The organism is Vibrio sp. 99K-1 (assembly GCF_013114585.1).
GTDB lineage: Bacteria > Pseudomonadota > Gammaproteobacteria > Enterobacterales > Vibrionaceae > Vibrio > Vibrio chagasii_B.
The window spans coordinates 165021-189949 of sequence record NZ_VTXF01000007.1; the positions used below are offsets into that span (position 1 = coordinate 165021).

Below are 24929 nucleotides of genomic sequence, written 5' to 3' on the forward strand. Positions count from 1 at the left end.
TGAGATTAGTGATGTGCCCACTCAACAGTGTTCAAATCAATCCCTTCTTTATACATATCCCATAGAGGAGACATGTCGCGTAATTTGTTTACCGCTACACGGATTTGTGCAATCGCGTAGTCGATTTCTTCTTCCGTTGTGAAACGGCCGAATGAGAAACGTACTGAGCTGTGTGCCAGTTCATCGTTTAGACCAAGAGCACGTAGAACGTACGATGGCTCTAAGCTTGCTGATGTACATGCAGAACCCGATGATACTGCTAGGTCTTTTAGAGACATAAGCAGAGATTCACCTTCAACGAAAGCAAAGCTCACGTTTAGGTTGTGTGGTACACGTTGGTCTAAGTCACCGTTTACTGTTACCGCTTCTAGATCCTGAACACCTTTCAGTAGGCGCTCACGAAGTGCTAGTGCGTGATCGTAATCTTTCTGCATGTCTTGCTTAGCAACAGCACACGCTTCGCCCATACCCACGATTTGGTGAGTAGCAAGCGTACCAGAGCGGAAACCACGCTCATGACCGCCACCGTGCATTTGCGCTTCAAGACGAATACGAGGCTTACGACGAACGTAAAGTGCACCGATACCTTTAGGACCATACATCTTGTGAGCTGAAAGTGAGATTAGATCAACTTTAGTCTCTTTTACGTCTAGTGGGATTTTACCCGCAGACTGAGCTGCATCAACGTGGAAGATGATCTTGCGAGAACGACATAGTTCGCCGATTGCATTGATATCTTGGATAACGCCGATTTCGTTGTTTACGTGCATGATAGAAACAAGAACTGTGTCTTCACGCATTGCAGCTTGTAGCTTGTCTAGATCGATGATGCCGTTTGCTTCTGGCTCTAGGTAAGTTACCTCGAAGCCTTCACGCTCTAGTTGACGACATGGATCAAGAACCGCTTTGTGTTCTGTTTTGCACGTGATTACGTGCTTACCTTTCTTCTCGTAAAAGTGCGCTGCACCTTTAATAGCAAGGTTATCTGACTCTGTAGCACCAGAAGTGAAAACAATTTCACGTGGGTCTGCATTTAGTAGGTCAGCAATTTGCTCACGAGCATTATCTACTGCTTCTTCTGCCTGCCAGCCGTAACGGTGTGAACGAGATGCAGGGTTACCGAAGTTACCGTCCATCGTCATGCACTGAACCATTTTCTCAGCAACTCGTGGATCGACTGGGCATGTAGCTGAATAGTCAAAGTAAATAGGCAGTTTCATTTTCTACTCCAATGTAAAAACTGACCGCTATGAGCGGGCATTAACACCGTGAGGTGCTGCACTAATCGTTGTAGTGCTCGTATTTTTATGTGCAAAACTATTGTTAACCGCAAGATCAATATCTTGGCGATCAGAAATCTCTAAAACTTCGTTATCTTTCATCAGCTCACCGAGCGTAATGTCGTTTAAGAAGCTGCTGATTCGGGAGCTTAAATCACGCCAAAGGGTGTGAGTTAAACAACGACTACCACCTTGGCAATCTGCTCGACCGTGACACTTAGTTGCATCTACTGATTCGTCAACTGCTGCAATCACAGTTCCAACAGCGATGTCGCCCGCTTCAGCGCCAAGACGGTAACCACCACCTGGGCCACGAACACTAGCAACTAAGCCAGCTTTACGTAACTTAGAAAAAAGTTGCTCTAAGTAAGATAACGAGATGCCTTGTCGCTCTGAGATGTCAGCCAGAGGAACTGGGCTTTTTTGCGAATGCAGTGCTACATCTAGCATAGCCGTTACCGCATATCTTCCTTTAGATGTAAGTTTCATATCACACCGTATCCACATTGTTTATGTGGTTGGAATCTTCCCATACCTGACTAAATTGGTCAAGTATTTTACCTGACTATTTTAGTCAGGTATTCATCCTTACAGTGAGCATGGCTTTTACTGGCTATTTTTGCTCTTCTCGATAGAGGTCAAAATACCACGAAGCGTGTTGATCTCTTGAAGTTCTGGACGCGCACGACTAAACAGGCGACGTAACTTATTCATCACCTGACCAGGCTTATCCTTAGAGATAAATTGGGTATCGATGATGACTTTTTCAAGGTGTTCGTAGAACATTTCTAGTTCTTCGTGACGAGGGTACTCATCTTGTGGCTGAGGCTTGTATTGGCTAGCCACCATATCAAGATGAGCAACACGAACTTCGTAGCTCAGCGTCTGTACAGCCATCGCTAGGTTTAGCGAGCTGTATTCAGGGTTTGCAGGAATACATACGTGGTAATGACACTTTTGTAGTTCTTCATTCGTTAGGCCTGTGCGCTCGCGACCGAAGACTAATGCTACAGGGTGCTTTTGACCTTCAACGGCAAACTTTTCACCACACTCACGAGGCTCAAGCATTGGCCATTCAAGGGTACGTGAACGAGCACTTGAACCGACAACCAAACCGCAGTCTTTTACGGCTTCGTCTAATGTAGAAACAATAACCGCATTTTCAGCGATGTCACCAGCACCAGCAGCCAGTGCTAAGGTCTGCTCGTCAACTTCACACTGAGGGTCTACAAGAACTAACTGACTTAAACCCATCACTTTCATTGCGCGAGCTGCTGATCCGATATTTCCCGAATGAGACGTACCAACCAGAACGACTTTTACATTGTCTAACATGCTATATGACACCACTTTAAAAATAATCGCGAGATATTAACACATAGCAAAGTAAAATGGTCAGACCCTTCGCGTAATGTGAATCTAAGAGTTCAAAAAATAACCACTTCCCTTTTGGTAAAACTTTGGTATACTCGCCGCCGCTTTAAATTGTTCTTTAACATCTTGTGGGAAAAACCATATGCATCCAATGCTAAACATTGCGATACGCGCTGCGCGTAAAGCTGGCAACCATATTGCTAAATCTCTAGAAACAACTGATAAGATCGAAACGTCTCTAAAAGGTAACAACGATTACGTTACTAACATTGCTCAAGAAGCTGAGTACATGATCATTGAGACAATCAAAGCATCTTACCCAGAGCACAGCATTATTTCTGAAGAGAAAGGCCTAATCGAAGGTAAAGACTCTGACGTACAATGGATCGTTGACCCACTAGATGGCACCAACAACTTTGTAAAAGGTTTCCCTCACTTCTCTGTATCTATCGCTGTTCGCATGAACGGTCGTACAGAAGTTGCTTGTGTTTACGACCCAATGCTAAACGAGCTATTCACAGCTCAACGTGGCGCTGGTGCTCAACTAAACAACGCTCGTATGCGTGTTACTCAGCTTAAAGACCTTCAAGGTACTGTTCTAGCAACTGGTTTCCCATTCAAAGCTAAGCAACACTCTGAGTCTTTCATGAAGATCATCTCTGGTCTATTCATCGACTGTTCTGATTTCCGTCGTACTGGTTCTCCAGCACTTGACCTATGTTACCTAGCGGCTGGCCGTGTTGACGGTTACCTAGAGCTAGACCTAAAACCATGGGATATGGCTGCAGGTGATCTAATCGCACGTGAAGCAGGCGCAATCCTGACTGATTTCGCTGGCGGTACTGACTACATGAAGTCTGGTAACGTTGTTGCTTCAAGCGCACGTGGTGTTAAGTCTATTCTTAAGCACGTTCGTGAGAACGCAAACGAAGGTATGCTGAAGTAATTCAGGCCTTATGCTTATAGTCTCTATTCAATAGAGAGCTAAAAATTCAAAGCCTCGCACACGCGGGGCTTTTTTGTATCTGTGATTCAGGGATGCGAGATGCGAGATGCGAGATGCGAGATGCGAGATGCGAGATGCGAGATGCGAGATGCGAGATGCGAGATGCGAGATGCGAGATGCGAGAAGAATAGCGCTTATGACATTAAGTGCAACTCACCTCGACCGTAATTTTTCTTGAGTTTCACTACAAAATACAGGCATAAAAAAACCGCTAGTTGCCTAGCGGTTTTTCTGTTTAGCGAAACGTATTAAGCCAAGGCTTATGGCATTTCGTCAAACTCTTCACCTTCTTTTTCCACTTGTGGTGGCATTAGGTGTTCACGCGTAATACCCAACTTCATAGCTAGTGCAGATGCAACGTAGATAGAAGAGTAAGTACCAACCGTAATACCCAGTAGAAGTGCGGTTGCGAAACCGTGAATCATTGCGCCGCCCTGAACAAACAGTGCGATAACTACGAACAAGGTTGTACCAGAAGTGATCAATGTACGGCTCAACGTTTGTGTGATTGAGCTGTTCAGCACTTCAGGTGCTTCGCCTTTACGCATCTTACGGAAGTTCTCACGAATACGGTCGAATACAACAATGGTATCGTTGAGGGAGTAACCGACTACCGTTAGCAAGGCTGCTACGATGGTAAGGTCAACCTCAATTTGCATCAGAGAGAATACACCCAGCGTGATGATAACGTCGTGCGCCAGTGCAAGTACCGCACCTGCCGCCAAACGCCACTCGAATCGCACTGATACGTAGATCAAAATACAGATAAGAGAAACCAAGATAGCAAGGCCACCCGCTTCTGTTAGCTCATCACCTACGTTAGGACCAACGAACTCGATACGACGCATTTCAACTTGTTCACCTGTGCCTTTCTCGATAGCTGAAAGGATTTGGTTACCAAGCGTCTCGCCTGCAACGCCGTCACGAGGACGTAGACGAACCATTACATCACGAGCTGAACCGAAGTTCTGTACCGTTGCATCACCAAAGCCTTCAGCTTCAAGTGCACTACGGATATCAGGAAGGTGTGCTGGTTGTTCAAAGCCAACTTCAATCAGAGTACCGCCTGTAAAGTCTAGACCCCAGTTCAACGATTTCGTTGTTAGGGTGAAGATAGCCGTACCAATCATCAAGATAGAAAGAACAAAGGCAACCTTTGACCAACGCATAAAGTCGATCATTTTGTCTGCTTTTAGAATCTGAAACATATTAATTCCTAGCCTTAGATCGACAGTTTCTTAACGCGTTTGCCGCCATACATCAGGTTCACGATACAACGTGTGCCGACAATAGCTGTAAACATAGAAGTCAGGATACCGATAGACAGCGTTACCGCGAAGCCTTTAATCGCACCAGTACCAACCGCAAATAGAATGATTGCAGTTAATAGAGTTGTGATGTTCGCATCGGCGATTGTGCTGAATGCGTTCGCGTAACCTTGGTGAATTGCTTGCTGTGGACTGCGTCCCTCTCGAAGTTCTTCACGTATACGCTCAAAGATCAGTACGTTCGCATCGACCGCCATACCGACCGTTAATACGATACCGGCAATACCTGGTAGCGTCATGGTTGCACCTGGGATCATCGACATCACACCAATAATCAGTACCAAGTTCGCCATTAGCGCAACGTTCGCGATAAGACCAAAGCTACGGTAGTAAAGCAGCGTAAATAGCATTACTGCAGCCATACCCCAAACCATCGCCATGATACCCATATCGATGTTTTGTTGTCCCATAGATGGACCAATCGTACGTTCTTCAACAATCGAGATAGGCGCAATCAGAGCACCTGCACGAAGTAGAAGTGCCAAGTTATGAGCTTCAGCTGTAGAGTCGATACCAGTAATACGGAAGTTACGGCCAAGCGCTGATTGAATCGTCGCTTGGTTGATCACTTCTTCATGCTTAGTAAGAATCACTTTGCCTTCAGGTGTCTTACGACCGCTGTCTTTGTACTCTGCAAATACCGTCGCCATTAGCTTACCGATATTTTGACGAGAGAACGCAGACATCTTGCTACCACCTTCGCTGTCTAGCGAGATGTTAACTTGAGGACGACCATATTCATCAACACTTGAGCTTGCATCTGTAATGCTAGAACCACCTAGGATAACGCGCTTCTTAAGTACCACAGGGCGACCATCACGGTCTTGCTTAATTTCGCTACCAGCTGGGGCACGACCAGAAGCTGCAGCGGCTAAGTCAGCACTGCTATCAACTTCACGGAATTCAAGCGTTGCTGTCGCACCAAGGATTTCTTTAGCACGAGCCGTGTCTTGAACACCTGGCAATTCTACTACGATACGGCTAGCACCTTGACGTTGAACCAAAGGCTCAGCAACACCAAGTTCGTTCACACGATTACGTAGAATGGTAATGTTTTGCTCTACCGCGTAATTACGGATTTCTTGAAGACGAGCTTCAGTGAAGTTAGCAATCAAAGAAAAACGACCATTCGAGTCAGAGTCTACGAATGTCATATCTTGGTGCTTAGATTGCAGTAGCGATTTCGCTTCAGCAAGCTGCTCTTCATTACGTAAGATCACTTCTACCGCATCTTTACCCGATGGACGAATAGCACGGTAACGGATCTTCTCTTCACGAAGTTCACTACGGAATGCTTCTTCTTGTTGGCCAACTAGCTTTTCCATTGCAGCGTCCATATCCACTTCCATTAAGAAGTGAACACCACCACGTAGGTCAAGACCAAGCTTCATTGGTGCAGCACCAATAGATTCAAGCCAATCCGGTGTTGAAGCCGCTAGGTTTAATGCAACGATAACGTCTTCGTCTAATGCTTCAGTGATAACATCACGGGCACTAATTTGAGAGTCTGTGTCGTTAAAGCGAACAAGAATGGAACCGTTTTCTAGAGCAACGGATTTAGTTGAAAGGTTTTCTGCTTCAAGAGCATTGGTGACAGCATCCAGCGTAGACATATCTACAGAGGCGCCACGCGCCCCTGTAACTTGAACTGCCGGATCTTCACCGTATATATTCGGAAGTGCGTACAACGCAGCGATGGCAATGGTAAACACCACCATCAGGTACTTCCATAACGGATAACGGTTTAGCACAGCGAGGATCCTCTAGCTGTTTATAGAGATTTCAGAGTACCTTTTGGTAGCACTGCTGTAACGAAGTCTTTCTTGATAACTACTTCGTTGTTTGCGTTCAGTTCGATAGCAACATAGTCGCTGTCTTCTGCAATCTTAGTGATTTTACCGATCAGACCACCGCTAGTTAGAACTTCGTCGCCTTTGCCCATAGAAGCCATTAGGTTCTTGTGCTCTTTAACGCGCTTAGCTTGTGGACGGTAGATCATGAAGTAGAAGATCACAGCGAACATACCTAGCATGATAAGCATTTCGAAACCGCCGCCTGCTGGTGCACCTTCTGCTGCTGCGTGAGCTTGAGAAATAAACATTTAAAACATCCTCTATTTATATTTTCGTAATTGTTTGTCTAATTGGGTCGTATCCCTTTATTTTCAAGCCCCATCCCTCCGAAGAGAGACAGGGCTCGCAAAAAAGAAATACTAAGATTCTTTACCTAGTGGTGGCACTTCACGCCCCATTCTTGCGTAGAACTCTGCAACAAACTCTTCAAAGCGGTCTTCATCGATAGACTGACGAATGTCAGACATTACTCGTTGGTAGAAACGCAGGTTATGAATCGTGTTCAGTCGAGCACCTAGGATTTCGTTACAACGATCCAAGTGGTGTAAGTACGACTTGCTGTAGTTCTTACAAGTGTAACAGTCACACTCTGAATCTAGTGGTGTTGTATCGGTTTTATGCTTCGCATTACGGATCTTGATCACACCTTCAGTCACAAACAGGTGGCCGTTTCGTGCATTTCGCGTTGGCATTACACAGTCAAACATGTCGATACCACGACGAACACCTTCAACTAGGTCTTCAGGTTTGCCTACGCCCATTAGGTAACGTGGCTTATCTTCAGGCAGTTGAGGACATGTGTGCTCAAGAATGCGGTGCATGTCTTCTTTTGGTTCGCCTACTGCTAGGCCGCCAACTGCGTAACCGTCGAAACCAATTTCAGTTAGGCCTTTAACCGATACATCACGTAGGTCTTCGTACACACCACCTTGAACGATACCGAATAGTGAGTTCGGGTTTTCAAGTTTGTCGAAGTGGTTACGAGAACGCTCAGCCCAACGAAGAGACATCTCCATTGAGTCTTTCGCTTCTTTGTGTGTCGCAGGGTAAGGCGTACACTCATCGAAGATCATTACGATGTCTGAACCTAGGTCTTTTTGGATTTCCATCGACTTTTCAGCGTCCATGAAGATCTTGTCACCGTTTACAGGGTTACGGAAGTGAACACCCTCTTCAGTGATTTTACGCATCGCACCTAAGCTGAATACTTGGAAGCCGCCTGAATCGGTCAGGATAGGACCTTGCCAGTTCATGAAATCGTGCAAGTCACCGTGCATTTTCATGATTTCTTGACCAGGACGTAGCCATAGGTGGAACGTGTTACCTAGTAGGATTTCAGCACCTGTGTCTTTTACTTCTTCAGGAGTCATACCTTTTACAGTACCGTAAGTACCTACAGGCATGAATGCTGGTGTTTCAACGGTACCGCGTTCAAACTGAAGTTGACCACGACGTGCACCAGCGTTAGTTTTTTTAAGTTCGTATTTTAATTTCACGAAGCCTCCAATATGCCAGAGAAACAATCTGACTGTTAATTCAGAGCTTAAGTTAGCCTTAATACTCTATGAGGAGCGGTCGCGTATTCCTTGCGAGAGATTAGACAGAGACCCTGCCCGACTCCTAGCTTACTGCTAGCACCCGTAAATTCTTATTTATATCGCTTATAACCAGCTTAAATTAGCTGGTTTTCTTGTTGATGAACATAGCATCACCATAGCTGAAGAAGCGGTATTCGCTCTTCACTGCATGATCGTATGCAGCCATCACGTTGTCGTAACCTGCAAACGCACTCACCAACATGATCAGAGTCGATTCAGGTAGGTGGAAGTTAGTGATAAGACAATCCACCAACTGGTATTTGTAACCAGGGAAGATAAAGATTTCTGTATCACCAAAGAACGGCACTAATTCAGTACCGTTTTTCAGAGCATCTTGTGCTGCGCTCTCTAGAGAACGAACCGATGTTGTACCCACTGCGATGATGCGCCCGCCGCGTGCTTTGGTCGCAGCAACCGCATCCACTACTTCTTGCGGTACTTCAACGTACTCTGCATGCATGTGGTGATCGTTGATGTTGTCTACTTTTACTGGCTGGAATGTGCCCGCACCAACGTGCAGTGTTACATAAGCAAACTCAACGCCTTTCGCTTTCATATCTGCCATTAGCTTGTCGTCAAAGTGAAGACCAGCTGTGGGTGCAGCTACTGCACCTGGCTTTTCATTATAGACCGTCTGGTAACGCTCTTTATCTGCGTCTTCATCTGGACGATCAATATAAGGAGGCAGTGGCATGTGACCAACACTGTTCAGAATCTCTAGAACGCTTTGATCAGATGTGAAATGGATTTCAAATAACGCATCATGACGTGCGACCATTTCTGCTTCGTACTCATCATTCTCACCAAGGAACAGCTTAGTGCCTGGCTTTGGTGATTTAGAACAACGAACATGAGCCAGAATGCTTTTCTCATCCAGCATACGCTCAACCAACACCTCAAGCTTACCGCCTGAAGCTTTGCGACCAAATACACGAGCAGGGATAACGCGCGTGTTATTGAAAACAACCAGATCGCCTGGTTCAACCAAGTCTAAAACGTCCTTGAACGAACCATCAGTTAGGTTGCCGTTATTGCCATCTAATTTAAGCAGACGGCTTGCTGTACGCTCTTCTTGAGGGTAGCGAGCAATGAGTTCATCTGGTAGGTCAAAGTGAAAATCTGAAACTTGCATTTTTCTGGTCTTGTTTGGTTGATGAATGAGTAGACGCGACTAAAAATTTCGCAGTGGGCTAGTATAGGCACACGAGCTGCAATAGCAAGGTTTACAGCAATGGATTATTGTAAAGAGGCGTAAAATTATGCGACTTAATCCGCTCTCCAGTGAAATGAAATAGTTGTGTAAAACTCACCCAAAAATGCGCCAGCTCTCAGTTATTTTTTGGATAAAAAACTATAGTGATAACAACAAATAAATAATAAGGAGGTTCGTATGATCAAGGTTGAAGATATGATGACTCGCAACCCTCATACTTTATTGCGCTCACACTCACTGGCCGATGCTAAGCACACCATGGAAGCGCTTGATATCCGCCACATACCAGTCGTCGATGCCGATAGAAAACTATTGGGCGTAGTTACCCAACGAGACGTTCTCGCCGCCCAAGAATCAAGCCTACAAAACATTCCGCCAGCTCAATCTTTTACTCTATCTACTCCTCTCAACGACATTATGCACAAAAACGTTATGTCAGTAGAGCCTCGAGCTGGGTTAAAAGAGTCTGCTATTTACATGCAAAAACACAAAGTGGGCTGCTTACCAGTGGTCAGCCATGGCGAATTGGTTGGCATCATCACCGACAGTGACTTCGTCACCATCGCGATCAACTTGCTTGAACTACAAGAAGAAGTAGAGCCAGAAGAAGCTGAAGTGGATTAACCGTTGAGTATGCAAAACAAAGAGCGGCTTTAATAGCCGCTCAAAGATATAAATTAAATACGCTGACCAATGATATCTCTTACAGTAACTCAGATACCACATCGGCTAATTGGTGGAAGGTTTCACGACGTGATGAGCTTGGTCGCCACACAAGGCCGATGTCGCGGTAGGCTTGCTGACCTGGAGGATCGATCACAACGAGATTCTGGTTTTCCAATAAACCGTGATCGATAGCCATCTGCGGGATAAAGGTAGTACCTAAACCGTTCGCGACCATCTGCACCAAGGTGTGAAGACTCGTTGCTGTGAATGGGTTGATCTTCTCTTTATCAGTTAACTTACACGCTGACACTGCGTGTTCGGTTAAGCAGTGTTCATTTTCCAACAAGAATACCGATTCGTCTGGCAGGTCGTCATATTTAATAGGGACACGGATTCCATCCGCTTGATTACGACTGATCACCATTCTAAAAGGATCTTGCCCAACCACTTTGCTCTCCATGTTGTCGATATCAACAGGCAGAGCCAGAATCAATACATCTAACTCACCATGGCGCAGTGCCGCGAGTAAGTTCGTTGTCGTGTCTTCACGTAGCAGTAAGTTTAGCTGAGGAAAGCGCTGGTTGGCTTCTTGTACCAAATCGCACAAAAGAAATGGCGCAATGGTAGGAATGCACCCTACTCGCAGCTGACCTTGCATCGCATCGCCGTTACATAGGTTTCCGAGTTCAACCAAATCTTGCCCTTTCGCCAATAACTCTCGACCGTGCTTCACCACCAGCTCTCCCGCTTGAGTAAAAACAAGTGGGCTCTTCTTATCTTTTTTCTCATACAGAGGGCAACCGATCAGCTCTTCTAGGTTTTGGATACCTTTACTAAGAGTTGATTGGCTGACGAAACAGCGATCAGCGGCGTCGCTAAAGTGGCGTGTTTCGTGAAGAGTAACAAGATAGTGAAGTTGCTTAAGACTTGGCCATTTATTCATGAAATTACTTTGTAATATGAGTAGGATAAGTTACACGAAGGTCCTAAGACCTAAGAAAAGGACAAAGAATAAGCTTATCGCTTTTTTCGATGAACTTAATCTATTTAATTCGCTTTTTTCTATAGTACCGATTGTACTATAGTTTGTCGCGTAGAAACGGAGCCCAAACAAAGATGTGTTGGGCCAACTAATTTTTTAGGAGATTCCAAAATGGTACTAGTAGGTCGTCAAGCCCCTGACTTTACTGCAGCAGCTGTTCTAGGTAACGGTGAGATCGTTGATAACTTCAACTTCGCAGAATTCACTAAAGGTAAGAAAGCGGTTGTTTTCTTCTACCCACTAGACTTCACTTTCGTTTGTCCTTCAGAGCTAATCGCTTTCGACAACCGTCTAGAAGATTTCCAAGCTAAAGGCGTTGAAGTAATCGGTGTTTCTATCGATTCTCAATTCTCTCACAACGCATGGCGTAACACTGCTATCGCTGACGGCGGTATCGGTCAAGTTAAATACCCACTAGTTGCTGACGTTAAGCACGAAATCTGTAAAGCATACGATGTTGAGCACCCAGAAGCAGGCGTTGCTTTCCGTGGTTCTTTCCTAATCGACGCTGACGGTCTTGTACGTCACCAAGTAGTTAACGATCTTCCACTAGGTCGTAACATCGACGAAATGCTACGCATGGTAGACGCACTAAACTTCCACGAGAAGAACGGTGAAGTTTGTCCTGCACAATGGGAAGAAGGTAAATCAGGTATGGACGCATCTCCAAAAGGTGTTGCAGCATTCCTATCTGAGCACGCTGACGACCTAAGCAAGTAATTACATTCTTAAGCCCGACTCAACACGGGTGAATGGTTGGATGACTCTCTATAAAGAGAAATAAAGCATAAGCTACAGCGCAAAGCGCATCGCCAATCAGTTAAGAAGTAAAGTCTTATTCAAAGCCCGAAGTTAACGCTTCGGGCTTTTTGCATCTATTGCTTCAACAATGGTTTATTGCTTGCTCATCTCCACTATGAATAGGGGTAACCGCAAAGCGAAACTTTACCTCTATTTTCCTCTATCGCTACCTATTCAGAATCGTCTCAAGATTGCTATGATTTCCACAGTCTCAATTTGAACGAGTAAAATATCATGAACATCGAAATTGAAGTTTGTATCGATAACCTAGAATCTCTACACAATGCCCTAGCAGGCGGAGCTAATCGTATTGAGCTCTGCTCTTCACTGGCACTTGGTGGGTTAACCCCGAGCTTCGGAATGATGAAGCAAGCGGCAAGAATTTCGTCCGTTCCGGTCTACGCGATGATACGCCCAAGGCAGGGTGACTTCATATTCGATGATGACGATATGATCTGTATGCTTGAAGATATTGAAGCTTGTGCAAGTGCAGGATTGGATGGGGTCGTACTTGGTGTGTTAGCACCAAACGGAAGTATTGATATGCCAAAAATGCAGCAACTGGCTGAAAAAGCGCACTCGTTAAAGCTTGGGATTACCTTTCATAGAGCCATCGATCAAAGCGCTGACTTCCAAGCAGCATTAGAGCAGGTCATCACTCTTGGATGCGAAAGAATCCTGACATCAGGGCTTGCTGTTAATGCTGAGCAAGGCATCAATGTGTTGTCAGCAATGGTAAAACAAGCCAATGGCAGAATCGATATAATGGCAGGGGCTGGCGTCAACGCAACGAATGCCAAAACGATTCAAAGCACCACTCAAGTGCCTGCACTTCATCTTTCTGGAAAATCGACAAGAGCAAGCCTAATGGAAAACAACTCAAGTGCTCAAATGGGCAGTGATGATATTGATGATTATCAGATCCCCGTGACAGATGCGAGTAAGATATCCGATGTAAGAGCCTCTCTCATCGCTTAGGGTAACAGTCGCTAACACAAATCTAGAGAAGCTCGCTGACTAATCTAACTGACTGACGTATATTAGATTTAATAGTGCAGAAATTTTTCATGGATAGATATGGCCAAAGACTTATTCAGCTCTCTTGATTTAAACCTGTTACGAACATTCCTGATTGTTTATCAAGAAAAAAACACCAGAAAGGCTGCGGAGCGACTCTTTGTTTCACAGCCTGCTGTTAGTCAAGCTTTGCAGAAGCTGCGTCATCACTTTTCGGATGACTTATTTGTTAAAGTCCACGGAGGTTTGCAAGCCACAGCATTTAGCGAACAGCTAGCAAATGAAATCACACCTCATTTAGATGGTTTGAAAACGGCGATTAACTCTTCAAATACCTTTGACCCCAAAGAAATCGACTACTCAATAAAAATCGCGCTTTCCCCTGTCGTACTTTCATGTTTGTCGGGGGCTCTTTACAAAATCATCAAGCAACAGGCACCTAACTGCGAGCTAGAGCTAACGAGCTGGACGACATCCTCAGCTGAAGACATACAAAAAGAAAAAATCTTTTTAGGCGTTGCTTATCAACTCTCTGATGTTTCAAAAGAAATTCATATTCAAAAGCTCATTGATATTGATGGGCAGCTATTTGTAAGAAAAGATCATCCAATAAGAAAATCAATTGTCACCCCACAAGATTTGGCAGGCTATGAGATTGCATCACTAATATCACCAGGTTGGAACGATAACTTTAGTCAAGCTTCACGAATATTAGAAACCCACTCGATTCCTCATCGCGTTGGATTCCGTTCTGAAATGGTATTAGCTCTTATAGATGTTCTGCTTAATTCTGATATGTACATGCCACATTCCACCCTCTTTCCTATCCACAACTATCCCAACCTGAGAGCCATTGATGTAGACATCGCGAGCGAACTAAAAACGGTGGGAGTGTATAGTCATATACATATAAAGAATCGTAATAACCCTCTTCATATGTGGCTCTGCGATGTTGTTCAGCAAGCACTAAATGAACATGTTAATAAGTAATACTTATTACAATTATACAAAATACTACTTAGCCTAAAAATAAAACACTGTTTAATATTAGCCCTATTAAAACGGATACTGAACTACGAAGGATCGTGCAGTTAAGTTAACCCTAAATAGAGACTAATATGAAAATTGCACTTACTACCCTAATTTCAGCTTCACTACTTTCTGTTCCAGTTTTTGCAAACAACTTTGACAGCCAACACCGTGTTGGTCTCGGTTACAGCAAAACTCAAGTTTCCGACTGGCTAACAGACGATACTGTTGATTGGGGTAACGGTATCAAGCTTGAATATGGTTATGAATTTAACCGTATCGTAGGTATCAACGTTTCTTACGCAACTAACAGTGACGATGAAAGCGTTGAAGGTTTCAAAGCTGAAATCGATGGTTACAAGTTCCAAGTTGATGCTGACATAGGTTATAAGTTTGATTTAGATGGTTTTTCTTTAAAACCTTATGGTGTTCTAGGCCTAGCTCGTCAAAGCGAAGATAACTCTATTAGCTATTTAGATAGAAAGTGGACTGAATCATATAACGATACCAGCTTAGTTGTTGGCCTAGGTGGCCGAGCTGAATTCGGACAACACCTATACACTGATATGCGCTTTGAATTCGCGACTTACGATGACGTAGATTACGACACATTCTCATGGACTGTCGGCTACCGCTTCTAATCAATAAAAAAGCCAGCGTCTCTGCTGGCTTTTTACCATCAGTCAATTGCTGGGTTTTAACATTTCACCCAAGCTTGACTCACCTTTTTAAACGATTCGAATCAAAATTCATTGCAGCCAAGGATGGCGACATACTCTAGGTAATTTTATGAAGATTAAGTCTCCCTTACTTGCACTTACCCTGCTTTCAACTTCCGTTTCAGCCACCGGCCTTCACCTTTCACCCGAACTAAAAATCGGTGCGTATCATGGATTTGGAGTTCAGGTTGGCTTGACTGATATCGCAGATCTAGGTGCTGTTTACTTAAGCTATTCAGACATTTGGTATGAGAGTGATCGTTATGATGAAACAGTAAACTCGTATCGAATTGGTATTCAAAACATGTTTGGTTCACAGCAATTACACGGCTTTCAAGCTGAGGTGGGTGTTGCTGACTATGACGGTGAAAAGACACGTTCAGGTATTACGGAAAGGAAGACAGCGACCGGCCTAAGTTTGGGTGGTGCTTATGTGTATCAAGCAACGCCTGTACTCGCGCTTAGAGCGGGTGCCGATTTGAATCTGTTTGACCACAATAAGACTTTTGTACCTTACAACACCACTATCAACTTAAACTTAGGCGCGATTCTGAGCTTCTAGCTAGGTTCTTTATTTTAGTGCGTCATCTAGGCTTTGATCGCCAAGGTGGCGTACATCTTTGCCTTTCACAAAGTAGATAATGTACTCACAGATATTCTGACAACGATCTCCTACTCGCTCAATGGCTCTCGCAGACCACATCACTTGTAAGATGTTAGGAATATTCTTAGGGTCTTCCATCATGTAAGTCATCAACTGACGTATCACCGCTTCGTATTCAGCATCCAACTTGTCATCAAGTTTGTGTACCTCTGCTGCCGCATCCACATCCATTCGAGCAAATGCGTCTAAAACTTGGTGCAGCATGGTGATCGCTTGTCGGCATAAAGGCTCTAGCGATACATGGAATTTCTGTTCTTTTGTCGAAGGGATATCAATCGCACCTTGCGCGATCTTCGAGGCAACATCACCAATGCGCTCAAGGTCAGTAATAGTCTTAATGATCGCCATTATCAAGCGCAGATCTTTTGCCGTTGGCTGACGCTTAGCGATAATACGGGTACATGCCTCATCAATCGACACTTCCATCGCATTCACTTTATGATCATCACGAATCACTTTCTTCGCTAGTTCCAAATCATCTTTGTGGAGTGCCTGCATCGCAAAAGAGAGCTGCTGCTCCACTAATCCACCCATAGTCAGTACATGGGTACGGATAGACTCTAACTCGACATTAAATTGTCCTGAGATATGGCGACCAAATTGCATGTCAGCTCCTTAAAAAGAATTGGATAAGTCATTTATATTGGAGTGACTTAGCTCCAGTGATGAGAACGGTAACGTTAACCGTATCGACCAGTAATGTAGTCTTCCGTTTGGTTTTTCAATGGCGACGTAAATATTGAATCCGTATCTGAGTACTCGATCAATTTTCCCATATGAATAAAGGCGGTATGGTCACTCACACGCGCAGCCTGCTGCATGTTATGCGTGACGATAACGACCGTATATTGCGTCTTGAGATCGTTGATTAGCTCTTCAATCGTCAATGTTGAAATAGGATCCAATGCCGATGTCGGCTCATCCAACAACAAGACTTCAGGCTCAATCGCGACAGCGCGAGCAATCACCAAACGCTGCTGCTGACCACCAGATAAACCAAAAGCATTTTCATGTAAACGATCTTTTACTTCATCCCACAACGCCGCTGCACGCAGTGATCGTTCTACGGCATCATCAAGATCTCGGCTGTTACTTACGCCTTGCAGCCTCAGTCCGTAAACCACATTCTCATAGATCGATTTAGGAAACGGGTTTGGGCGCTGAAATACCATGCCGACACGACGACGCAGAGTCGCAACATCAACTTTAGGATGATAGACATTCTTGCCATGAAGCTTCACTTTTCCGGAAACTTTGCAGCCTTCGACAAGATCGTTCATACGGTTGATGCAGCGTAGTAAGGTTGATTTACCACAGCCCGAAGGACCGATAAATGCCGTCACTTGCCCTTTGGGTATCTTCATCGAGATATCATCGAGCGCTTGGCTTTCTTTGTAGTAAAGATTGAGCCCTTCGATCGAGATAGCAATTTGTTCTTCCTTTAGATTGTGTACGTCTAAAGGCGCTTGGTAACCCAAGGTTTCATTAATTGAGAACATCTTAATCTTGTCCTAAGGTTCGGTACTTTTCACGTAAGTTATTACGGATATTAATCGCCGTTAAATTCAGTCCCACGATTACCGTAACCAATAAAAACGAAGTCGCGTACACCAATGGGCGAGCAGCCTCTATATTCGATGTTTGAAATCCAACATCATAGATATGAAAGCCTAAATGCATGAACTTTCTGTCTAAGTGTATATACGGAAACTGACTATCAACAGGCAAGCTTGATGCGAGTTTTACAACACCCACTAGCATTAATGGAGCTACTTCACCAGCCGCTCTCGCAATCGCCAGTATCAATCCGGTAATTATCGCAGGGCTTGCCATAGGCAAAACAATACGCCACAAGGTCTCAAATTGAGTTGCGCCGAGCGCTAAAGAACCATGCCTTACCGAGCTTGGGATACGTGTTAAACCCTCTTCGGTCGTCACAATCACGACAGGAAGCGTTAACACAGCCAAAGTCAGTGCAGACCAGAGTAAGCCTGGTGTACCAAAGGTAGGAGCAGGTAATCGTTCTGCATAAAACAGGGTATCGATTGAGCCACCAATGGTATAAACAAAAAAGCCTAAACCAAAAACGCCATACACGATTGAAGGTACACCGGCTAAGTTGATAACCGCAATTCTAATCAAACGGGTAAGCGCGTTGTTTTTCGCGTATTCATGTAAGTAGATCGCCGCCACTACACCAAGAGGCATCACCACAATCGACATCAGAATAACCAGTAGCACTGTACCAAAGATTGCTGGGAACACACCGCCTTCTGAGTTGGACTCTCGTGGGTTTTCTGACAAGAACTTCCACACTTGATGGCCCCAATGTCCAACCTTTTCAAGGTAAGACATATTATTCGGGTACCAGTAATCCAGAATATGACTGAGCGAGATTTCAACCTGCTCACCCGTCATATCTTCAACAAGTAAGCTCTCTACATTCAACTGTGTTCTGAGATGCTCTAGCTTAATCTCAGCTTCGTCTAACTGCTTATTCAGCTCAAGCCTAGTTGCGGTATAAGTTTTAAGGTACTCATCGCTCACAGACTCATTAAGTTCTAACTTGCGCTTTTCTAGACGTAAGTTTTCTAGCTGCCAGCTGATGTTACGAATCTCTTGGTTTACCACGCGTGACGTTTCAGCACGCAGAGTATCAGCAAACGCTAAACCGTCTTTGAGCTTTTGGTCGATATCGGTGTAAAAAGTTCCCGATGCTGTTTTAAAGCCAACCGGCTTACCAAAAAAGTAACCACCTCGGCTACGCTCTATCACCGCCCAATCTCGGGGAGTGGTAGGCTCGAGTAAATTCACATCCAGAATCGAGATAAAATCAGCAGGATAGAGTTCTCTATTCGCCACCTTGATGCTCAAACGTTGTATCAACCCTGTAGCAATGTTTTGAGGTGATAGTAGATCGTGCGCCTGCGGAACTTGCTCTATTGGAATGTATTTGCGTTCATACAACTGACCGATCAACACATCTTGTTGAGAGACGGTTTCATCAAGGTCAACAACCAGAGACATATCTTTAGAATCGACTTGCCACTGATACAAGGGCGCAGGCCAAAAGTAGGTCAGCCCTTTCCAGCCGATCAGGAGCATCAAACCAAGAACCGAAAGCATACTGATGCTAACTGCTCCACCGGTTAGCCAGATCCATGGCGAGCCAGATTTAACCCATGACAATAACGACTTGAGCCTATTCATCATGTGTTACCTGACAGTGATACATAGAACAACGATACATGCAGTTTGCTAAGCCCCAAAGCTTTGCAGGCCTAGATTCAGATTGAGGTGACGTATTAACACTATAAAGCACGATATTTATCTCTCAATCTTTGTCGAACCCACTCCGCTAGCGAGTTCACAGCGAAGGTAAAAATAAACAGCAATAGCGCAGCTAAGAACAGCAAACGGAAATGCGACCCACCCACTTCCGATTCTGGAAGTTCGACAGCAATGGTCGCGGATAGTGTCCTCATCCCTTCTAAAATATTCCAATCAAGGATTGGCGTGTTGCCTGTCGCCATCAGGACGATCATGGTTTCCCCAACGGCTCGCCCTAATCCCATCATCACCGCAGAAAAAATACCGGGGCTGGCTGTCAGTAAAACGACATAAATCAGGGTCTGCCACGCGGTAGCACCAAGAGCGAGTGAACCATCAGACAGGTGCTTCGGCACCGAGAAAATCGCATCTTCAGCAATCGTAAAAATTGTCGGGATGACAGCAAAACCCATCGCAAAACCGACCACCAGGGCATTACGCTGATCAAAATCGATCCCATAGCCAGCTAGGAAAGTGCGTATATCACCGTCAAACAACAAGGCTTCAATACTGTTGCCCGCTGCAAATACCGTAACGACCGTTGCTATCAGTACCGGAATCAAGATAAGTGCATGCCAGCCATTGGAGAAGCGACTTGTCACAACCTTAGGCAAACAGAACCAAACAAGTCCTGTAATCAAAGCGCTCAGAGGCAACATCACCATCAAAGAGAATACAGCGGTTAAATGGGTTTCTACAATTGGCGCAAACCATAGACCCGCGAGGAAGCCAATAATTACGGTAGGCAAAGCTTCCATTAACTCAATCGACGGCTTCACCACTCGTCGCATGCGTGGCGACATAAAGTAAGCGGTATAAATTGCACCTAACACCGCAACTGGCACCGCAAACATCATGGCAAACAGCGCCGCTTTGATGGTACCAAAGGTGATTGGTACTAAACTGAATTTCTCTTCAAAGTCATCATTGGCGGAAGTTGACTGCCATACATACTGCGGCTCTGGATAGCTCTCGTACCAGACTTTTTGCCATAGCGATGAAAATGAAATCTGAGGGTATTCATTATCGACTTTCGCCACACTGATTTTATCATCAATCAATGTCGCCAAATGTAGCTCATTAGCCGACATCGCAGCTAACTGAGGTGACTTATCAAACGCACGCTCAAACAGAGACAACTTTTCGCTGGTCGTATAATGGCTCTGTAATGTGCCGTTTTTATAGAAGCTATAGAAGCCCTTTCGGTAGGTATCCGGCAGGATAAATTGTACTTGTTCAGCGAGCTGGAAATCTCGAATATGGGTTAGGCTACGCTTTTCATCTTTCAGCACATCAAACCATTGAGAGACTTGCCCATTCTGATGCGTAACCAACAACGAATAAGCACCAGATAATAAATCGATACTTTTCACACCGTGTTTGGCGTCATTCAAACTCAGGTCGATCACTTCACGGACATCAAACCCTTTATCAGCGAGTTTTAATACCACTAAGTCAGACTTTGCTCGAAGGTATAAAGTCTGCCCATCTGGTGTCATCAATAGCTGCTGTTGAGCACCAAGCTTATTCGATAACCATTGACTATTCTTTAATACATAGCCACCAGCCAAGTCGCTTTGGTACCACTTCACTAGCACTCGTTGGTCAGTTAACTGAGCGGCAACAGTAATATCGCGCCCACTTTTAGAGAATGCGAACTTGTCGATCAACGCGCCGTTCGCTGGTTCATCGGTTAAGAAGGGGTTAGGCAGAGCAACTTGCTCGATTTTTGGTTGAGCTTCAGCGCCCTTTTGAAGTACAGGCACACTATACTCAGGGTAGAAGAAAGTGATGTTGCTAGCGCTGTCAGCAAAAGCAAACCAATTTTCAGCTGGGGTATTTCGAGAGAAGGCAATAGGATCTGCTAATATACTTCGCTCAAAATAAGAGTGTGTATTTTGCGAGTCTAAGTCCCAAAACTGAACCAAACCCGACTTTTCGACAGTAAAGGCGTGTTGACCGTACTCATCAACCGATAGTGCGATAGGCTTATCTACCACTACAGTTTTAACCGCTTGATCAGTCTCTAAGCCAGTATCGGAAAATACCGGTAAAATGACCATTGCTAGATAAACAAAGATCAAAACCAAGGCAGCTAAAACACTGACACCACCACATGTCACCGAAAAACGGACGAGACGATCTTTCAACCATCTTTTTTTGTCGCGCTCTTTCAATGAAAATTGGGCTGAAGCCATCTGTTTATCTACCTTTTTTTAGCTGCTGACATAATATGTATCTTAGATGACAATTATATTACAAGCTACGTTAAACAACTGAAACTAATAACAAGTTTGTTCACCCTTTTTATTATCCAAAGATCATTACTTTTGTGAGCGCTAACGTTATAAATTAAACTAGTCACCCCAATAGTCAGCATTCAAGGATCAACAATACGATGGAAAAAGACTATGTCGCAAAAGAACTTAGCTGGTTATCGTTCAATGAAAGAGTGCTTCAAGAGGCGGCTGACAAGTCTGTCCCTTTGATTGAAAGAGTTCGTTTTCTAGGGATCTACTCAAAAAACCTCGATGAGTTCTACAAAGTCCGATTTTCCGACGTAAAACGCAAGATCTTATTGCGAGATCCTAAATCAAACTCTGACACCTCAAAAACCTTGCTAACTCAGATGCAACAGAAGGCGAATGAGCTAGATGTTTGTTTTCATTCACTTTACAAAGAGTTGTTGCTCGAATTAGCACGTAATCGTATTTTTTTGGTTAATGAACAGCAAATTAATACCGAGCAGAGTGATTGGCTTAAAAAATACTTTAGGAAGAAAATACTCCCGCATCTCACGCCTTTGCTACTCAACGAAGATAGCCAACTGCTCAATATCCTCAAAGACGAACAAAGTTATTTAGCTATCGATATTGAGCACAATGGGTCATCTCAATACGCTCTGTTAGAGATTCCATCAGACGCTTTACCTCGATTTGTAAAACTGCCGAGTCCGTCAGACTCACAACGTACTACCCTGATCTTATTAGATAATATAGTTCGCTTCTGCCTAGGCGACTTACTTAAAGGCTTCTTCGAATACGATTCGCTGCGTTGCTTCGCCATCAAAATGACACGTGATGCAGACTATGACCTGCAAGAAGACAGTAACTGTAGCCTTCTGGAATCGATGTCGATTGGTATTGAGCAACGTTTAACGGCGCTACCGATACGCTTGATCTATGAATCCGAGATGCCACAAGAGATGCTGAATTTCTTACGAATCAAGCTCAAGCTATCAGACTATGACAGCGTACTCTCTGGCGGTCGTTATCAAAACTTTAAGCACTTCTGTGATTTCCCAGCCCTCAATCGAGATGATCTCGTTAACGCGCCTCTCTCACCGATTAAGTGTGCGTCGTTTGCTCATTACAGTAACTATTTTGAAGCGATCAAAGCTCGCGATATCTTGCTGCACTACCCCTACCATACTTTCGATCACATTACCGAACTAGTCAGGCAGGCTTCGTTTGATCCCAAGGTAACGGTCATCAAAATCAATGTTTACCGTGTTGCTGAAGGTTCTAAGTTACTCAATTCGATCATTGATGCGGCCCACAATGGCAAGAAAGTCACCGTGGTGGTTGAGCTTCAAGCCCGCTTTGACGAGCAAGCCAACATTCAGTGGGCAAAGAGACTCCAAGAAGCAGGAGTGAAGGTGATTTATGGCATCCCTAGTCTAAAAATCCATTCAAAATTGCTACTCATCAAGCGCAAGAACGGCAAGGCTATGGAGAGTTACGTTCATATCGGTACAGGTAATTTTCATGAAATCACCGCTCGTGTCTATACCGATTTATCGTTACTTACCGCAAACCCAGAGCTCACGCATGAAGTTCGCCAAGTCTTCAAATACATCGAAAACCCGTATCAAAAAACGCAGTTCAAACAGCTGATAGTCTCACCTAAAAATACCAGAAAGCGTCTGTATCAGCTGATCGATAAAGAGATCCAGAATGCCTCAGAGGGTAAGCCTGCGAGCATAACTTTAAAACTCAATAACTTGGTGGATCGCGAAATCATTAAAAAGCTCTACCTAGCGAGCCAAGCCAACGTAAAAGTAAGAATGATCATTCGTGGTATGTGCTCACTGGTTCCGGGAATACCAAACGTCAGTGACAATATTGAGATCATCAGTGTGGTCGATCGTTTTCTTGAGCACCCAAGAGTGATGATCTTTCACAATGCCGGAAAGCCCAAGGTTTACATCTCTTCTGCCGATTGGATGACTCGAAACTTTGACCATAGAATTGAAGTAGCAACGCCAATTTTGGATTCTAAGATCAAGCAAACTATCATTGATATCACCGAGTTTCATTTTGATGACAAACATAAGGCGCGGATGATCGATCATACGATGACCAATCAGTACAAGCCTTCAACCACAACTCAACTTACGCATTCCACGTCACAACTCGCTACTTACCACTATATTAAACATATAGAGAAGCAAGCTCGTAAAAAGCACAAGCAAGAGAAGAAATCATGCCGCTAAGTGACGACAAACAATCCAGATGCATTGCAGCTATCGATTTAGGCTCGAACAGCTTTCATATGGTGGTTGCTCAAGTGTTTGGCAAACACCTACAACTCGTCAGCCGACATAAACAGAAAGTACGGTTGGGTGATGGGTTGGGTGAACACCACCAACTATCAGATCAAGCGATTCATCGCGGGCTGGAGTGTCTAAAAGTATTCGCTGAACGACTCACTGATTTTGAGATAGACGATGTCAGAGTCGTAGCTACCCATACCCTACGAAAAGCAAAGAACTCAAACACCTTTATCGAACAAGCCAAACTCATTTTTCCTTTTCCCATCGAGATCATTTCAGGGCAAGAGGAAGCACGATTGATTTACAACGGGGTTGAACACACTCAAACCGCTTCCAAATCAAAGCTCGTTATCGATATTGGTGGAGGAAGCACTGAAATAGTGACCGGACAGGGCTTCACACCCGACGTCATGCATAGCTTGCCGATGGGGTGCGTCAGTTTTACTCAGCGGTTCTTTAGTGATAACCAGTTAACTTCACAGCATTTTGCTACTGCTTATACCGCTGCGATTCAACTATTAACACCAGTCATTAAGAATTACCAATCCACCTCTTGGGAAATCGCTTTTGGCTCATCTGGCACAGCAAAATCCATAAAAGAGGTACTCAAAGGGTTGGGCTTTATCGATGAGTACATCACTCCACAACGGCTTACTTATCTAAAAAACCATCTAAAGGAGTTTTCATCTGTAGAAAGCATCAAACTGTTGGGTTTAAGCGATGAACGAAAGCCCGTTTTTGCTGCAGGTGTCACGATTCTTTCCGCTGTCATGGATAGCTTAAATATAGATGAGTTGTATGTGTCTGACGGAGCATTGAGGGAAGGCGTTCTGTATGACATGGAAGATAAGTTCAAGAGCCTTGATATAAGGTCTCGTACCGCAGAAACATTGCTCTCTCGCTATCATGTTGACTTAACGCACGCCGAAAAAGTCAAAGAGACAGCTCACACCCTATTACTGCAAGCTAAACCACAACTCAAAGGCACTATAGACGCTGAGTTGTTTGACCTACTTGGTTGGTCTGCACTGCTGCATGAAGTAGGCCAAAGCGTGGCATTTCAAGGGTATCATCGCCATTCAGCCTATCTGATTAAACACACCACCATGCCCGGTTTTAATACCGAGCAACAGCGTCTGATTTCCCTTATCGTTCGATATCAAAGAAAAGCGATCAAGCTGCAAGACTTGCCAACATTCTCACTGTTTTCGTTGCAGCAAGTGACGCTGACGATCCGAATACTTAGGCTGGCAATTTTACTCAATCGACAACGCAGCCAAGCGCCAGTACCCAATATAAAACTAACCATAAAAATGGATGACCATTGGAGTTTGATTGGCGAAAACAATGACTGGTTAGATACAAACCAACTACTCGATTACGAGTTAAAAGAAGAACAGCAGCGCTGGAAAAGTGCCGGTTGGTGTTTAGATTTGAAATGAGGGAAATAGCCT

22 protein-coding genes are annotated in these 24929 nt (G+C 44.4%); 9 read left to right on the forward strand and 13 right to left on the reverse strand.

Annotated features, from left to right (window positions below):
- Positions 1-5: 5 nt before the first annotated feature.
- The 3 genes from F0228_RS07810 to trmJ all read right to left on the reverse strand — a co-directional run bounded on the left by F0228_RS07810 (position 6) and on the right by trmJ (position 2615).
- A complete protein-coding gene (locus F0228_RS07810) occupies positions 6-1220 on the reverse strand; it encodes an IscS subfamily cysteine desulfurase (protein ID WP_008222744.1) in 1215 nt (404 codons plus the stop codon).
- Between the two features lie 27 nt (positions 1221-1247).
- Positions 1248-1769, reverse strand: a complete 522-nt coding sequence (gene iscR, locus F0228_RS07815; RefSeq protein ID WP_032498688.1) for a Fe-S cluster assembly transcriptional regulator IscR — start codon at positions 1767-1769, stop codon at positions 1248-1250.
- A 117-nt stretch (positions 1770-1886) separates the two neighbouring features.
- On the reverse strand, positions 1887-2615 hold the full coding sequence (gene trmJ / locus F0228_RS07820; protein WP_061033301.1) for a tRNA (cytosine(32)/uridine(32)-2'-O)-methyltransferase TrmJ: 729 nt from the start codon (positions 2613-2615) through the stop codon (positions 1887-1889).
- A 181-nt stretch (positions 2616-2796) separates the two neighbouring features.
- Here trmJ and suhB point away from each other — a divergent pair, with 181 nt between their 5' ends.
- A complete protein-coding gene (gene suhB, locus F0228_RS07825; RefSeq protein WP_171731845.1) occupies positions 2797-3600 on the forward strand; it encodes an inositol-1-monophosphatase in 804 nt (267 codons plus the stop codon).
- Between the two features lie 320 nt (positions 3601-3920).
- Here suhB and secF read toward each other — a convergent pair whose 3' ends face one another.
- The 5 genes from secF to queA all read right to left on the reverse strand — a co-directional run bounded on the left by secF (position 3921) and on the right by queA (position 9571).
- Positions 3921-4868, reverse strand: coding sequence for a protein translocase subunit SecF (gene secF, locus F0228_RS07830; protein ID WP_008222741.1), 948 nt, complete (start codon positions 4866-4868; stop codon positions 3921-3923).
- A 14-nt stretch (positions 4869-4882) separates the two neighbouring features.
- Complete coding sequence (secD, locus tag F0228_RS07835; RefSeq protein ID WP_004740346.1) at positions 4883-6739, reverse strand: protein translocase subunit SecD; 1857 nt, start codon at positions 6737-6739, stop codon at positions 4883-4885.
- A gap of 20 nt (positions 6740-6759) precedes the next feature.
- The gene (gene yajC, locus F0228_RS07840; RefSeq protein WP_008224112.1) at positions 6760-7089 is read right to left on the reverse strand and encodes a preprotein translocase subunit YajC; all 330 of its coding nucleotides are present in this window, start codon (positions 7087-7089) and stop codon (positions 6760-6762) included.
- Positions 7090-7200: 111 nt separating this feature from the next.
- Positions 7201-8337 carry a tRNA guanosine(34) transglycosylase Tgt gene (gene tgt / locus F0228_RS07845; protein WP_004740348.1) on the reverse strand — a complete coding sequence of 379 codons (1137 nt, stop codon included), beginning with the start codon at positions 8335-8337 and terminating at the stop codon, positions 7201-7203.
- Positions 8338-8518: 181 nt separating this feature from the next.
- Positions 8519-9571, reverse strand: a complete 1053-nt coding sequence (gene queA / locus F0228_RS07850) for a tRNA preQ1(34) S-adenosylmethionine ribosyltransferase-isomerase QueA (RefSeq protein WP_105059076.1) — start codon at positions 9569-9571, stop codon at positions 8519-8521.
- A 258-nt stretch (positions 9572-9829) separates the two neighbouring features.
- Here queA and F0228_RS07855 point away from each other — a divergent pair, with 258 nt between their 5' ends.
- On the forward strand, positions 9830-10276 hold the full coding sequence (locus F0228_RS07855; protein WP_004740350.1) for a CBS domain-containing protein: 447 nt from the start codon (positions 9830-9832) through the stop codon (positions 10274-10276).
- Positions 10277-10355: 79 nt separating this feature from the next.
- On the opposite strand, the gene F0228_RS07860 is transcribed toward F0228_RS07855, so the two are convergent.
- Complete coding sequence (locus tag F0228_RS07860) at positions 10356-11261, reverse strand: hydrogen peroxide-inducible genes activator (RefSeq protein ID WP_017632986.1); 906 nt, start codon at positions 11259-11261, stop codon at positions 10356-10358.
- A gap of 210 nt (positions 11262-11471) precedes the next feature.
- Here F0228_RS07860 and F0228_RS07865 point away from each other — a divergent pair, with 210 nt between their 5' ends.
- The 5 genes from F0228_RS07865 (at position 11472) to F0228_RS07885 (ending at position 15488) form a co-directional block, all read left to right on the forward strand.
- A complete protein-coding gene (locus F0228_RS07865) occupies positions 11472-12080 on the forward strand; it encodes a peroxiredoxin C (protein WP_004740353.1) in 609 nt (202 codons plus the stop codon).
- 315 nt (positions 12081-12395) lie between these two features.
- Complete coding sequence (locus tag F0228_RS07870; RefSeq protein WP_061033304.1) at positions 12396-13139, forward strand: copper homeostasis protein CutC; 744 nt, start codon at positions 12396-12398, stop codon at positions 13137-13139.
- A 99-nt stretch (positions 13140-13238) separates the two neighbouring features.
- A complete protein-coding gene (locus tag F0228_RS07875) occupies positions 13239-14168 on the forward strand; it encodes a LysR family transcriptional regulator (protein ID WP_061033305.1) in 930 nt (309 codons plus the stop codon).
- A 128-nt stretch (positions 14169-14296) separates the two neighbouring features.
- The gene (locus tag F0228_RS07880; protein WP_061033306.1) at positions 14297-14848 is read left to right on the forward strand and encodes a porin family protein; all 552 of its coding nucleotides are present in this window, start codon (positions 14297-14299) and stop codon (positions 14846-14848) included.
- Between the two features lie 148 nt (positions 14849-14996).
- Complete coding sequence (locus F0228_RS07885) at positions 14997-15488, forward strand: hypothetical protein (RefSeq protein ID WP_061033307.1); 492 nt, start codon at positions 14997-14999, stop codon at positions 15486-15488.
- A 9-nt stretch (positions 15489-15497) separates the two neighbouring features.
- Here F0228_RS07885 and phoU read toward each other — a convergent pair whose 3' ends face one another.
- The 4 genes from phoU to F0228_RS07905 all read right to left on the reverse strand — a co-directional run bounded on the left by phoU (position 15498) and on the right by F0228_RS07905 (position 21118).
- A complete protein-coding gene (phoU, locus tag F0228_RS07890) occupies positions 15498-16196 on the reverse strand; it encodes a phosphate signaling complex protein PhoU (protein WP_004740358.1) in 699 nt (232 codons plus the stop codon).
- Between the two features lie 74 nt (positions 16197-16270).
- Entirely contained in the window at positions 16271-17089 is an 819-nt protein-coding gene (gene pstB / locus F0228_RS07895; protein ID WP_004740359.1) for a phosphate ABC transporter ATP-binding protein PstB, read from the reverse strand.
- 1 nt (position 17090) lies between these two features.
- On the reverse strand, positions 17091-18800 hold the full coding sequence (gene pstA / locus F0228_RS07900) for a phosphate ABC transporter permease PstA (RefSeq protein ID WP_171762098.1): 1710 nt from the start codon (positions 18798-18800) through the stop codon (positions 17091-17093).
- A gap of 101 nt (positions 18801-18901) precedes the next feature.
- On the reverse strand, positions 18902-21118 hold the full coding sequence (locus tag F0228_RS07905) for an ABC transporter permease subunit (protein WP_171762096.1): 2217 nt from the start codon (positions 21116-21118) through the stop codon (positions 18902-18904).
- A 200-nt stretch (positions 21119-21318) separates the two neighbouring features.
- Here F0228_RS07905 and ppk1 point away from each other — a divergent pair, with 200 nt between their 5' ends.
- Positions 21319-23415, forward strand: a complete 2097-nt coding sequence (gene ppk1, locus F0228_RS07910) for a polyphosphate kinase 1 (RefSeq protein ID WP_171762097.1) — start codon at positions 21319-21321, stop codon at positions 23413-23415.
- Positions 23406-24917, forward strand: a complete 1512-nt coding sequence (gene ppx / locus F0228_RS07915) for an exopolyphosphatase (RefSeq protein ID WP_171731946.1) — start codon at positions 23406-23408, stop codon at positions 24915-24917. Before ppk1 ends, ppx begins: the two co-directional genes overlap by 10 nt.
- Positions 24918-24929: the final 12 nt, after the last annotated feature.